Here is a 13,172-nt window from a genome sequence, read left to right on the forward strand (position 1 = left end):
TTTATTTCATTTTAAGCCATTTCCACAGTTCTTTATAAGTAGGTTTTTTGCCGTACATCAAGATTCCAATGCGGTATATTTTGGCTGCCAATTTGATAATTCCGAAGAAAGAAAGATACAGAATAACAAGGGAAATTGCTACTTCCCACCACGCTACTCCAAATGGTATGCGCATTAGCATTACTATAGGTGAAGTAAGAGGAATGTACGAAAATACTACCGAAATGGTGCCGTGGGGCTCTTCGATTACAGAGAACATTCCTACATAGAAGCCTAACATTAAAGGGACTAATATAGGCATCATAAACTGCTGAGTGTCGGTTTCATTATCAACCATTGCGCCAATCATTGCATAAAGCGAACTATATAGCAAGTAGCCTCCTATGAAGAACAAGAGGAAGACTACGAAGGTTTCGGCAAAAGGGAAATGGTATAAAGAATTTACTATATTATTGATATCCGATAAGTTACCTGCTCCTTGTACTGCTTGTGTAGAAGTGTTTACATCAAAAAAAGAAGGAGCTAAGGTTAACAATATCCCCCCTATAGCAACCCATATTACAAATTGAGTGATGCCCGCTAACGAAGTACCTAAAATCTTTCCTAACATCAATTCAAAAGGTTTGACAGATGAAATGATAATTTCTATAATTCGATTGGTTTTTTCCTCTATTACGCTGCGCATAATCATATTGCCATAGATGATGATAAACATAAAAATTAGATAACCAGCAATTCCTCCAATGCTTATTTTCATCACACTATCAAATTCGGAGCTCTTTTCCCCTGTGAAATTCTGTAACTCGATATCAATATGAGCTTTAGCTGCGTCTATTTCCTTTTTATCAATTCCTTTTTGAGTGAGATTATGTTGGAAAAGAGTGCGCTCCATTGCAGCTGTCATCTCATTAGTAAGTGATAAGGAGGGTGATTCTTCACTATAGAAAGCAATATTTTGGTCACCTTTAGCGGGAATGTATAACAATCCATATTGACCTTTTTCTAATACATTAGCTTTGGCATCTTTGAGTGAAATATTATTGAGGTATTGAAACTGAGTTGTCTCGGTATTCTCAAAAGTATTAGCATAGAGTCCGCTTTCATCTACAATCACAATATCCTTAGCCTTGCTCTTTCGGTTCATATCACTTAAAAAGCCAATGATAAAAGCAAACAAAACGAATATAAGTGGACTTACGAACGTCATTATCACAAATGACCTATTACGTATTTTATTTAAGTATTCTCTTTGAATAATAATTCCTAAATGTTTCATAATATGAGCCTCACGGGCAGTTTTTAGTTTGACAATTTATTAATGGTTGAGATAAAAATCTCATCAACGGTAGGGATAGCCTCTACAAAATGAGTTACCTCGGCACGAGTTATAAGGTATTGCAACAAATCGTTAGCGGTTTGTCCTTCTTTTTGCTTGATATGCAGTTTTAATTCGTCGTACAATGTTTTGAAATGCGCTTCACTTAGTTCAAAATGCATTTTCAGTTCGTTCAAGAGAGCAGGTTTCTGGTCTTCAGGCAATTTTAAACCTATTTCGTAAGAATTGTTTTTATAAGCACGTTTGATATCAATAAGTTTACCATCTAATATTTTACGTGATTTATTGATGAGTGCTATATGGTCACACAGTTCCTCTACCGATTCCATTCGGTGAGTAGAGAAGATAATGGTAGCGCCTTGGTCACGCAAGTAGAGAATTTCGTCCTTGATAACATTGGCATTGATGGGGTCGAACCCACTAAAAGGCTCATCAAATATCAGTAGTTTGGGGTTGTGTAATACGGTTACTAAAAACTGTATTTTTTGAGCCATCCCTTTGGAGAGTTCTTGTACTTTTTTGTTCCACCAGTCGCCAATATCAAGGCGATCGAACCAAAATTTAAGTCGTTCCTTAGCTTCAGCTTTGCTCAATCCTTTGAGTTGTGCTAAATACAAGGCTTGTTCGCCCACTTTCATCGATTTATATAAACCGCGTTCTTCGGGCAAATAGCCTATTTGAGCTGTATGCTTGGGTTGCAAAGGTTCGCTGTCAAAAAAAACTTGTCCTGCATCGGGCAGTACAATTTGGTTGATGATACGTATAAGAGAAGTTTTTCCTGCCCCATTAGGTCCGAGCAATCCAAAGATGCTGCCTTTAGGGATGTGTAGCGATACATCGTTGAGTGCAGTGTAGTTGCCGTATTGTTTACTGATATTTTCTATTCTAAGCATTTTGAAAAACGGTTAGTGATAAAATGATTAATGATTAGTTTTCAGAGGGCAAAGATATAGTAAATCAAAAAGAAAAGCAAATAAAAAAAACAGGTTGTTAGGATAACCTGTTTTTTATGGTATTTTTTGATGAAAAGTTATAGCTACAAATTGTTTTCGTGGGCTACTCTAATAAAAATCTGAATATAAGTATCCATTTCACGGGCTATGTTTTCTATGAGTAATTTTCGTCGTTGAGGGTGTTTTAACGATTCAAAACTTGGACTATTTAAATTCCAGAAGTCTAAATTGTATCGTGTTGAATATGTCCAACCGTACCAACTATTACTTTCTTTGAAACCTGCATAAGTTTCTCTAACACATTTTACAAATAACTCACTACTAGGGTTCCCATTTTTATGAAAACCAAAATAATAATCATTTTCTAATTCGATATCAAAGTTAACTTCTTCATTAGTTTGAGTGGTATAAATAGGAATAGTAAATCCAAACCATTTATGTCTGTTCCTAGTTCCCCTGTAATACTTATTTACGTCTTGTTCAAAATTGAATTTTTCAAACTTATAACCTTTTGCTATAAGTTCATTTTGTAGTTCATTCCAAAAGTAGTTTTGCATTTCGTATTTATCTATTTCGCCACCTTCAACGAATAAATTACATTTTTCTAAAATGCTTTTAATATTTTCAGGGGGGATAGGTTTAGAGTCTACTTTGTACAAGTCACTTTTTAGTACAGTGATGATACCAAATAACTCTTGTGAAAAATTAGTATAAAACTCAGCCATTAAGGCTTGTTTGTCATTGCCAGCTGTTTCAAATTCATTCATTCGCTGTATGATATTTGCAATGTGTTTGAAGATTTTATCGGTATTGTCTTCGTGTGTGTGCATTTGAATGTATGAGAGCTGAAAGAGTAGTTCTTTGAGTTCATCTACATTTTCACCTCCTTGTGCATCATCACGCATTGCAATAGTAATTTTACCATCTTGTACTATTTCTTTGAGTTTTTCTAAGAAGTTATGAAATACTTCTTGTTTTTTCTCGAATACAGAAAGATTTCTCTCGCGTTCTTCTTCAGTGGCAGTTTGTCCTTGCAAAAGGAAAACGGTAACAATAGCTGTGAGTATAGCTCCAATAGCTGAGTTATTAATTTCTTCAACAATTTTAGGGAGCTGATTTTGGTAAATAGTATTAAAGATAAAAATACTAAGAGAGATTACAAACAAAGCTCCTAAGGCAATATATATTTTTCTTGACATTTATTTTTTTATTTAGAGAATGAGGGTGTCCAAAAAGTTCTATTGATGTGGGCGTTTGCTGCACATACCCAGCTATCGCTGGCTTTCCTACATAATATACTACAAAAGTTATTGATTATCAGTATAATCAACTTTGCCAAAGTCTGAAACTTTGGCAAAGTGTAGCAACGCAAAAGTGATTTTGAGACTTTTCGGACAGCCTCATTCTGTAGGTTAATTCCTTTTTGACCAACTACGACCTTCGTTTTTAGAAACATAGGTACCTTTAGAGGTGTAGGCAATGAGTTCTGTTCCAATTACTTGGATAGATTCAAATTCCCCACACGATGAACCTGTGTAACGAGAATACCAACTACGTCCTTCACTTTTAGAAGTGTAAATACCTTTAGAAGTAACTGCAAAAATTTCATCGCCAAAAATAGCTAAATCGTAAAAATCACCAGCAGAAGAGCCTTTGTAGCGTGTATGCCAACTTCTTCCATTATTGGTGGAATACTCAATTTTGTTGTCGTCTGTGGGACAAATTCTAAGTAACTCACTTCCTAAATTAATTTCTTGTGCCATCGTTTAAATAATTTAAGTTTTTCCTACTCTGTTATAGGCTTTTCGGGTTCCGCCTTTAGTTTGATTTTAAGGTATAGCTTGAATTTTATCAGCATACTCTTTCCATTTTGAGACATCTTTATACCAAGATATCATATTGTGAGGGACAAAAATAGTTAAAAAACTATTATCTGAATCAAAAACTTGAGAGCCTATTTCAATAAGTGTAGAAGTCTTCAAAGTAACAGTATTTAATGATTTACAATTATAAAAAGCTAAATCATCTATTTTGTAAACTCCTTTTGAAATAGTTATAGAAGATAATCCTGTATTATAAAAAGCGTGTTTCCCTATGATTTTTAAACTATCAGGAATAGTTATGTTTTTTAACTTTTTACAACCTTGAAAAACTCCGTCTTTAATTTCCCATATTCTATACTCAGGGAAAGTAACAGAAGTTAAGTTTTTACATTCAGCAAATGCATAGGGTTCAATTTTTGTTACAGTGTTTTCATTTATTCCTATAGTACGATTGGTAAGAGTTATAGAAGTAACACCACTATTATAAAAAGCAAAAGTTCCAATAGAGTAAACGTCTTTTAAGAAAGTAACAGAACTTAAAGATTTACAATTGTAAAAACTATATTCTGGTATATTAAGACAAGGGATTTCAATGGATTCTAAAGCTTCACATCCACCAAAAGTAAAATGTCCTAAACTCACTAATCCTTTAGGTAAAATAATAGAAGTTAGTTTTTTACAATTTCCAAAGGTTGCTGATATATGAGTCACATTTCTCAAAACTTTATCTGCTTGCATATCAATGATTTTAGCTTCAGTATTAAACCATTGCATTAAGGTTTTACCATCAGGACTCAGTACATAATAGTTAGAAGGAATAGTAGGCTGCTCTTCATTGTTATTTGTTTGGTTATTTGTATTGTTACTCTTTCCTTCATTATCAAAGCTATCATTATTCTCTTTTCCACAACTGTTTAAAGCCAATACATTCAGTACAGCTAATGCTATAAAAACAAGTTTTTTCATTTGTAATTAGTATTAAAAATGTCCCTACTCTGTTATAGGCTTTTCGGGTTCCGCCTTTAGTTTAATTTTAAGGTATAGCTTGAATTTTATTAGCATATTTTTTCCATCCCTCAGCCTTCTTGTAGTTTTCGACACTATTAGCTGGTACATAAATCGTAGGTTCATCACCTGTTGAAAATAATGATGGGAAAGTGTTTACCCTTGGAGGAGTTTCTGCTTTAATAATAAATGTTTTTAAATTAGGACAATCTTCAAAAGAACCACTTGCAAAGAAATTTATACTTTTAGGAAATGTAAGAGTTGTTAAAGCTGTACAACCTCTGAAAACATCATTTGAGATACCCTTTATCTTATTGTTAAAAGTAATATTTTTTAGTTTTTTTAGATGTGAAAAAGCACTGGTTTGAATATTTAAAACATTATCTCCTATGATGATACTTTCTAATTCTGTACAACCATTAAATGAAGAAAACTCAATACTATTTACATTTCTAAATTCAGGGACAGTATTCATATCTAATTTTTTAACACCTTTATTTAGCCATTTCACTAATTTTGATTTGTTTTCACTTAATACATAGTCAGAGTCTCGAATTTCTGAATTTACAGTGAGAGAAATATATTCATTGCTCCAGCCACTTGTTTCTTTAGGTCCATAAAGATGTTTGTTTTGGCTATCGATATACCAATCTCCTACTGCACCTATATTAATAGTAGGGGCTCCTATTCCTGCATAGATTTTAGAGCCATTTTGACCAGGAGTGCCAGGCTCTCCTTTTTCACCTTTTTCTCCAGTGGCACCAGTATCACCTTTTTGTCCAGTAACACCAGTATCACCTTTTTCACCTTTTTGTCCAGCAGCACCGGTATCACCTTTCTCTCCCTTTTGTCCAGTAGCACCAGTATCACCTTTGTCTCCTTTTTGTCCAGTAGCACCGGTATCGCCTTTCTCTCCCTTATCTCCTTGTATACCTTTTAGGCTGATAGGATTTCCCCAACCTTGTGCAGTTTTAGCTCCATAGAGATTGCTATTAGAAAGGTCTAAATAGTAATCACCTACATTTCCAAGAGTTTCTGTAGGCGCTCCTATTCCAGAAAGGATTTGATTGCCTTTTTGAACCTCTACTCTTTCGATAATTGTTTCAGTTTCTTTTCTACAACTGTTTATAGCTAATGCTCCCAGCACTGCTACTGCCATTAAAATTATTTTCTTCATTTGTTTTGATAAAAATTATTGATTGTTATTTACATTACAAAAATACTATGGGTAGAGGACAAAGTGTGTCCTATTACAAGAAAAATTTATACTATTTTTTCTGGGGACAAAGTAACTATATTTTTTGCAAATATTTAGTATACTTTTCTTCTATGTTAGAAATATTTCGTACATTTGCAGAAAAAATATTTCTATATGTATAATTATCACGATAAAATAAGAAGAATTAGAGAAGCTAAAGACTACAAGCAAGAGTTTATGGCAGCGAAACTAAATATTTCTCAACGCGCTTATAGTAGTATTGAGAATGGACAAACACAACTTACTGTAGAACGTTTGTTTGAGATTATAAAGATATTAGATACTTCTTTACCTGAAGTTTTTGAATATGAAGGAGGTAGTGTTTTCAATAATAATTTTAATGATACAACATCTAAAAATCAGGTAGGTAATTTTTATGATACTAAAAATTTTGAAGAAGAGAGGAAGTTGTATGAGCGTATTATTGCTATGAAAGAAGAGGAGATTGCTTTTTTGAGGAGTCAGCTTGCTAAATAAAAAAAGTCGTTACTTCCCAGCAACGACTTTTCCTCATTAAAACAAAAAATTATGAAAAAAACTAAATTACTTCTATTTTTCCATCTTGTCTTTCAACTCTTGTAATACTTCAAGGTCTCCAAGGGTTGATTTTTCAACAGTAGATGAATTGGTGCTTACAGTAGCTTCTTTAGCTATTTTTTCTTCTTCTTCTTTGAAGATAGCGGTGTGAGAAGCTACCACGCGTTTAAATTCTTTGTTGAACTCAATTACTTTGAACTCAGCAGTATCTCCTTTGCCTAATTTTTTTCCGTCTTCTTTTTCTAAGTGACGTGAAGGAACAAAGGCTAAAATATCGTCGTTGAAAGGAACGGTAGCACCTTTATCTACCATTTTAGAAATGGTACCAGTGTGTATAGTACCTACGGCAAATTCAGCTTCGTATTTGTCCCAAGGGTTAGGAGTGGTTTGTTTGTGGCCTAATGACAATTTGTGACCTTCAGCATCCAATTCGAGTACTACTACTTCAATTTTATCACCAGAGTTTACAAATTCTGATGGGTGTTTGATTTTCTTAGTCCAAGAAAGGTCGGTGATGTGGATAAGACCATCAATACCTTCTTCGAGTTCTACGAATACACCAAAGTTAGTGAAGTTACGAACAGTACCTGTGTGTTTAGAACCTACTGGATATTTTTCAGTGATGTTGATCCAAGGATCTGGGGTAAGTTGTTTGATACCCAAAGACATTTTGCGCTCGTTGCGGTCGAGAGTTAAGATAACAGCTTCTACTTCGTCACCAAGTTTTACGAAATCTTGAGCAGAACGCAAGTGAGTACTCCAAGACATTTCAGAAACGTGGATAAGACCTTCAACGCCATCAGCGATTTCTACAAAAGCACCATAATCGGCAATAACAACAACTTTACCTTTTACTTTATCACCCACTTTAAGATCGTCGGCTAAAGCATCCCAAGGATGTTTGCTAAGCTGTTTCAAGCCTAATTGGATACGAGATTTGTTGTCGTCGAAATCGAGGATTACTACGTTCAATTTTTGATCTACAGAAACCACTTCGCTTGGGTGGTTGATACGAGCCCAAGAAAGGTCGGTGATGTGAATCAATCCATCTACGCCACCAAGGTCTACAAATACGCCATAAGAAGTGATGTTTTTCACAACACCTTCGAGTACTTGACCTTTTTCGAGTTGGCTGATGATTTCTTTCTTTTGTTCTTCGATATCTGCTTCGATGAGCGCTTTGTGAGAAACCACTACGTTTTTGAACTCGTGATTTACTTTCACAATCTTGAATTCCATTGTTTTGTTTACGAATTGCTCGTAATCGCGGATAGGTTTCACATCGATTTGTGAACCAGGGAGGAATGCTTCGATGCCAAATACATCTACAATCATACCGCCTTTGGTACGGCTTTTTACGAAACCATTTACGATTTCGCCGTTTTCGTGTGCTAAGTTGATTCTATCCCAAGCCTTAAGCGTACGTGCTTTGCGGTGAGAAAGTACTAACTGACCGTTTTTGTCCTCGCGGATATCAATAAGTACTTCTACTTTGTCACCTACTTTGAGGTTAGGGTTGTAGCGAAACTCGTTGAGAGAGATAACGCCTTCAGATTTAGCGTTGATGTCGATAATTGCCTCTCTATCGGTAATACGAGTTACAACACCTTCTACTACTTCATTGTCTTGAGTGTCAACGAAATTGTTTTTAACCAATTCTTCGAAGTTTTTTAATTGGTCTTCTTGTACGCTGTCAATACCTTCTTGGTATTTTTCCCAGTTGAAGTTTTGTAAAAATTCTTCTGGATTTTGAGTGTTTTCAGCCATTTGCTGATGATAAAATTTGTATTTCCTGATAATAATTAGAGTATTATATAAGGGGATTACTATAGGAAAGAGTTAAACTTAATTGATAAAATAAATACTCTATCTCCCCTAAAATCGGGGCAAATGTAGTGATAATCTTCTAAATAGCCAAAAGTTTTTGTAGAAATATTTCTGTGTAACTTTTTATATATCTGATAATCAGTATGTTTTATTTTATAAGGTGTACATATTTTCTCCAATTTTCACTATTGCGATACAAACTTATATCACTTGTGGCAACATAAATAGCTTGTAGTTTTTCGTCGTTGTAGGAAAAGTCACCTTCTAATCGTGGGGGTATTTCACTTTCAATACTTATAGACTCAATACAATTTTTACCAAAGAGGAATTCACCTATAAAGCTCACACGGCTTGGGAGGCTAAGGTGGCGCAATTGGTCACAATCTTCAAAGGCGGCTTTTTGTATGGTAGTGAGCTGTCCATTGAAGTTTATTTTGCTGAGTTTGTTGCAATTGTAGAAAGCATCTCTGCCTATGGTTGTAACATTTCTCAAAATGGGATCGGCTTGCATATCTATAGCAGTAACTTGAGTATCAAACCATTTTAGTAAAGTTTTACCATCCTCACTGAGAAGATATTGTTGGGTGATTTTCTTCTCGGTATGAACAGATGGAGTTGCTTGTACAGGAGAAAATATAATGGGTGGAGGGGTAGTTGTAGAAGGATTGTTGAAAAATGTGTTATTTACACGTTTTTTAGGATCTTCACCATACACATTTTCTCCTGCACTTCCTTCTTTAAATAACAAAAGAAAAGGGTTATATAAAGGGATCAAAGATAGCCATCCACTTTCACCTATATCGTGACTACGCTTTGCTGATTGTGCAAAATAGAAGATGAAAAGAGGAATAAAAAAGATTAGCGAAAATGAACGATTAAAATTGAACACTTCATCTAAAAAATTAAAAATTATATAGAAAATGATAAGGGAGAGTCCAAATTCAGTACGCCTAATACGTCCATCGAAAGAAAAAGGGGTTTTAAACATAGGTTACAAATTACTATATGAAAAATTAAAACTTTGTCGGGGTCATTAGACTCTGACAAAGTTAATGATTGTTATTTTTTATCTGCTGAAGGAGGATATTGTTCTAATATCTTGTTTACAAAATTTTTGATAGCCTCTTCCTTCTTATCCATCGATTGTGGCAAATAGCCTGTGCCTTTTCCTTGCCATACCAATTCACGCTTCTTCGCATCAATAATCTCAATGTAAAGAGTACCCTCAGTATTTCGGCTTACATTATAAGTGGCGCCTCCCCAAAATGGCCCCCAACCCATTCCCCAGCCCCAATAATAAGGACTGTTGTCATACACATCTACATTCTCTCGGTCACGAGTGAAGATATTTACTAAAAAATCAGGGTTCTCAGAAAGTGTTAGCCCTTTAGCAGTAAGATTTTGCTCTATAGCACGTAAAATACGTTTCTTATCCAAGTCGGATATTTGTACTTTATCAATACCTTCCTTAAAAAAAGCAAAAGATTTCATAGCTGAAAAATCGGCTTGACGATCATAATCAGTAGCTACATAAATGCTCGCACAAGAAGTAAGCCCCAAAGCTACTGCTAACATTAGTAGAATAGTTATCTTTTTCATTTTGTTGTGATTTAGTGTTTCTTTCTTAACAGCAAAATCTATACCGAAATGAGACTATCTAAAAAAGTGATGTTGTAGGAGCGATTTATAAATCCCCTCTACAACATCACTAAAAGTATCTGATTATCAGTATACCTTAATCATATTTTCAAAAAGCTTTTTAGGCTACCCAAATTTTAAGGTAATCTTTCGTATAAACAGCAGGGGGGTAAGTTTTTGTACACTTCATCGTCAGCGCGTTCTTTGCCAGCGTCGTGTCCTACTTTGGCAATAGCTTTCTGCACATCGCTTTCACTGCATTTGCGCTCATCAAAAATAAGGGTCATATTGCCGCTCTTGATATTCCAATTAGCGCTCTTTACGCCCTTTACGCTATAAGCCGCTTTTTCTATACGCGCCTTACATTGTTCACAGTTGCCTCCTACAGCAAACTCTACTTTCTTACTTTTGTTAGGTGCTTGTTGTGCACTTGCGATAGTGAGTCCAAAAAAACTCAAAGCTATCCATAATAAAATACGTGTTTTCATTTTATAATAATTTAAATCTTAATCCTGCATAATACATCTGTCCAAAGGCAGGAGCGTACTGCATTGTACTATCAAAATATGCGCCAAAAGGATTGTTGGCTGCCAAAATACCATTCTCTTGTTTATAATTGGTGATGTTTTCACCTCCTATATATACCTCGAATGTCTTAGAAAATACTTTGGTGATTTGAGCATTGAGTGTAGCAAATGATGGCGCATAATCGTCTAACCTATAGGCTATAGGGTTCGTAGCGGTTGTAGGCAAGCGTTGTTCTCCTAACCAGTTGAAGGTTACATCAAACTTCCATTGAGAATTCTTGTTCTCGTGGCGCTCAGGAGTCTCGTAAGCTACATTGGCAAACCAGCGATGCTTTGGGGTAAGGGTCTTCTCCATTTGTCCTTTAGTAAACTGCGTTTGCACATCATAATACTTATAGGCAGCCTTGAAGTCCAACCCTTTGGCAGGAGTAATACTAAATTCCGCTTGTAGAGAGTTCGCAAAACTATTCCCATTGAGGTTGTAAAACAAGGCTTGTTGGGGTGAGTTATCCAAATCTACTACTACTTGATTGTCAAAATCTGTGCGGTAGAAATCTACTGAAAACTCTGCACTTTTACCGAATACTTTAAACGCTTGCAAAAAGCTCACTCCGTAGTTCCAAGCGATTTCGGGATTCAAACCATAGAGCTTGCCTCCATCACCTCCTATAATGGCAAGCTGACGTGCAGATGCCAAGAGTTGTTGGTTCTCTGCTATCACATTAGCAGCGCGTTTGCCTCGCCCTGCCGATACTCTGAAAGTCGCTTGTTTCCAAGGATTATAACGCAAGTGTAAACGTGGCGTAATGAAGTTTCCTAAATGATTATGACTATCAGCGCGTACTCCTGCCACAAAACTGAAGTTACTCAAATTGTCGTAAGTGTATTCAAAGAAAGCACCTATTGAGCGATCTACACGCGAGAAATCTCCCGCAAGAGCCGAAGTAGTGAGTTCCTCATTATAGTCGTCATAAGTTCCGTTGAGTCCTGTGGCAAATTTGTGTTTGGTATTGGTGATGATAGAATTGTATATCAAATTACCATACCAACTCTTTTGCTGTATATCATAGCGGTTCAACCCAAAATAAGAATCTTGACGATGCGACTGAAAAGAGTTCTGCAACCCTATACTCTTATGAGGTGTGTCAGGAAATACATACCCTATTTTATTTGAAGCACTAAAACGTTCGGAGTTTACTTCACTACCCCACGCATTGGTAGTTCCTTTGTCGGTTAGCCGATTAAAACGCAACTCTCCTGCTTGGCGCTCATCTTTCATATAGTGGAGATTCAAAAAACCTACCCACCCTTTTTCTGCATTCGCATACTGCCAACGATTCAACAAGTTGATTTGATTACCTATGGGGTTATCTATAAAACCATCGTGATTGTGGTCGGCTTTCTGCTGGCGTACATTGCCGTGTGCAAAAAGAGTAGTCGCCCATTTATCAGATAATTTTTGATTGGTATGAGCATTGAGTTCATAACGATTATCTTCTGAAGCATACAAGTTTAAGAAGAAAGGACGACTACTGAGAGGCTTTTCTATCTCATAGTTGATTTGCCCCGAAATACTCTCATACCCATTAATCACACTCCCTGCTCCTTTGGTAATCTGGATACTCTCAATCCACGTGCCAGGTACAAATGAGAGTCCGTAGGCTTGCGAAGCACCACGCATTGTAGGGATATTCTCCTCTGCCATTAGTATGTACGGACTGGTTAACCCCAGCATCTTTATCTGTTTGTTACCCGTAACAGCATCCGAGAAGTTTACATCAATTGATGGATTAGTAGAAAAACTCTCCGATAGGTTGCAACAAGCTGCTTTTAGTAGTTCTCCACTACTCATTGTGTGCACATCAGCTACTTGCCATTGCGATTTCATCGTGTTAGCACGCTTCTGGCTTACTACCACCTCTCCCAAAGCCGCTTCTGGTTCCAATTGAATATGTAAAGACGCATTACCGCTTACTTTTACAGTTTTCTTTTTATAACCAATATAGCTTACTGCCAAAGTATTAGAAGCATCTGTGCGTTTCAGCGTGAAAGCTCCTTCATTATCAGTAGATACACCTATTTCAGTACCCTCCCAATACACATCTGCCCCTATAAGAGGTGCGTTGTTTTCGTCTACCACTTTTCCTTTGCTAAAATGTTGAGCAAAGACAGACAAGGGCAACAACAGCCCTATTAAAAAGATATATTTTTTGTACATTATTGTCTTGTTTTATTCAGTTTAGAAATTAGAATTTAAGGATTGGAAAA

At 35.9% G+C, this 13,172-nt stretch carries 12 protein-coding genes; 1 reads left to right on the forward strand and 11 read right to left on the reverse strand.

The window, feature by feature from the left end; all coding sequences use genetic code 11:
* Position 1: 1 nt before the first annotated feature.
* The 6 genes from CBG49_RS08345 to CBG49_RS16315 all read right to left on the reverse strand — a co-directional run bounded on the left by CBG49_RS08345 (position 2) and on the right by CBG49_RS16315 (position 6,294).
* A complete protein-coding gene (locus CBG49_RS08345) occupies positions 2-1,276 on the reverse strand; it encodes an ABC transporter permease (protein ID WP_088594135.1) in 1,275 nt (424 codons plus the stop codon).
* A 23-nt stretch (positions 1,277-1,299) separates the two neighbouring features.
* Positions 1,300-2,229, reverse strand: coding sequence for an ABC transporter ATP-binding protein (locus CBG49_RS08350; protein WP_088594136.1), 930 nt, complete (start codon positions 2,227-2,229; stop codon positions 1,300-1,302).
* Between the two features lie 143 nt (positions 2,230-2,372).
* On the reverse strand, positions 2,373-3,488 hold the full coding sequence (locus CBG49_RS08355) for a hypothetical protein (RefSeq protein ID WP_088594137.1): 1,116 nt from the start codon (positions 3,486-3,488) through the stop codon (positions 2,373-2,375).
* 213 nt (positions 3,489-3,701) lie between these two features.
* Positions 3,702-4,052 carry a WD40/YVTN/BNR-like repeat-containing protein gene (locus CBG49_RS08360; protein WP_088594138.1) on the reverse strand — a complete coding sequence of 117 codons (351 nt, stop codon included), beginning with the start codon at positions 4,050-4,052 and terminating at the stop codon, positions 3,702-3,704.
* A gap of 66 nt (positions 4,053-4,118) precedes the next feature.
* Positions 4,119-5,078: a leucine-rich repeat domain-containing protein gene (locus tag CBG49_RS08365; RefSeq protein WP_088594139.1), complete on the reverse strand. Its 960-nt coding sequence runs from the start codon at positions 5,076-5,078 to the stop codon at positions 4,119-4,121.
* A 67-nt stretch (positions 5,079-5,145) separates the two neighbouring features.
* A complete protein-coding gene (locus CBG49_RS16315; RefSeq protein ID WP_088594140.1) occupies positions 5,146-6,294 on the reverse strand; it encodes a collagen-like protein in 1,149 nt (382 codons plus the stop codon).
* A gap of 195 nt (positions 6,295-6,489) precedes the next feature.
* On the opposite strand from CBG49_RS16315, the gene CBG49_RS08375 reads away from it, so the two are divergent.
* On the forward strand, positions 6,490-6,852 hold the full coding sequence (locus CBG49_RS08375; protein ID WP_088594141.1) for a helix-turn-helix transcriptional regulator: 363 nt from the start codon (positions 6,490-6,492) through the stop codon (positions 6,850-6,852).
* Between the two features lie 72 nt (positions 6,853-6,924).
* Here CBG49_RS08375 and rpsA read toward each other — a convergent pair whose 3' ends face one another.
* From rpsA to CBG49_RS08400, 5 genes are all read right to left on the reverse strand, one after another.
* Entirely contained in the window at positions 6,925-8,679 is a 1,755-nt protein-coding gene (gene rpsA, locus CBG49_RS08380; RefSeq protein ID WP_088594142.1) for a 30S ribosomal protein S1, read from the reverse strand.
* 208 nt (positions 8,680-8,887) lie between these two features.
* Positions 8,888-9,727, reverse strand: a complete 840-nt coding sequence (locus CBG49_RS08385; protein ID WP_088594143.1) for a leucine-rich repeat protein — start codon at positions 9,725-9,727, stop codon at positions 8,888-8,890.
* 71 nt (positions 9,728-9,798) lie between these two features.
* Positions 9,799-10,338 (reverse strand): DUF4136 domain-containing protein, encoded by a 540-nt coding sequence (locus tag CBG49_RS08390; RefSeq protein WP_088594144.1) that lies wholly within the window; start codon positions 10,336-10,338, stop codon positions 9,799-9,801.
* Positions 10,339-10,514: 176 nt separating this feature from the next.
* Positions 10,515-10,865, reverse strand: a complete 351-nt coding sequence (locus CBG49_RS08395; RefSeq protein ID WP_088594145.1) for a heavy-metal-associated domain-containing protein — start codon at positions 10,863-10,865, stop codon at positions 10,515-10,517.
* A 1-nt stretch (position 10,866) separates the two neighbouring features.
* The gene (locus tag CBG49_RS08400) at positions 10,867-13,122 is read right to left on the reverse strand and encodes a TonB-dependent receptor (RefSeq protein ID WP_088594146.1); all 2,256 of its coding nucleotides are present in this window, start codon (positions 13,120-13,122) and stop codon (positions 10,867-10,869) included.
* Between the last annotated feature and the right edge of the window lie 50 nt (positions 13,123-13,172).

This window comes from Capnocytophaga endodontalis, from assembly GCF_002209445.1.
GTDB classification, from domain to species: Bacteria; Bacteroidota; Bacteroidia; order Flavobacteriales; family Flavobacteriaceae; genus Capnocytophaga; species Capnocytophaga periodontitidis.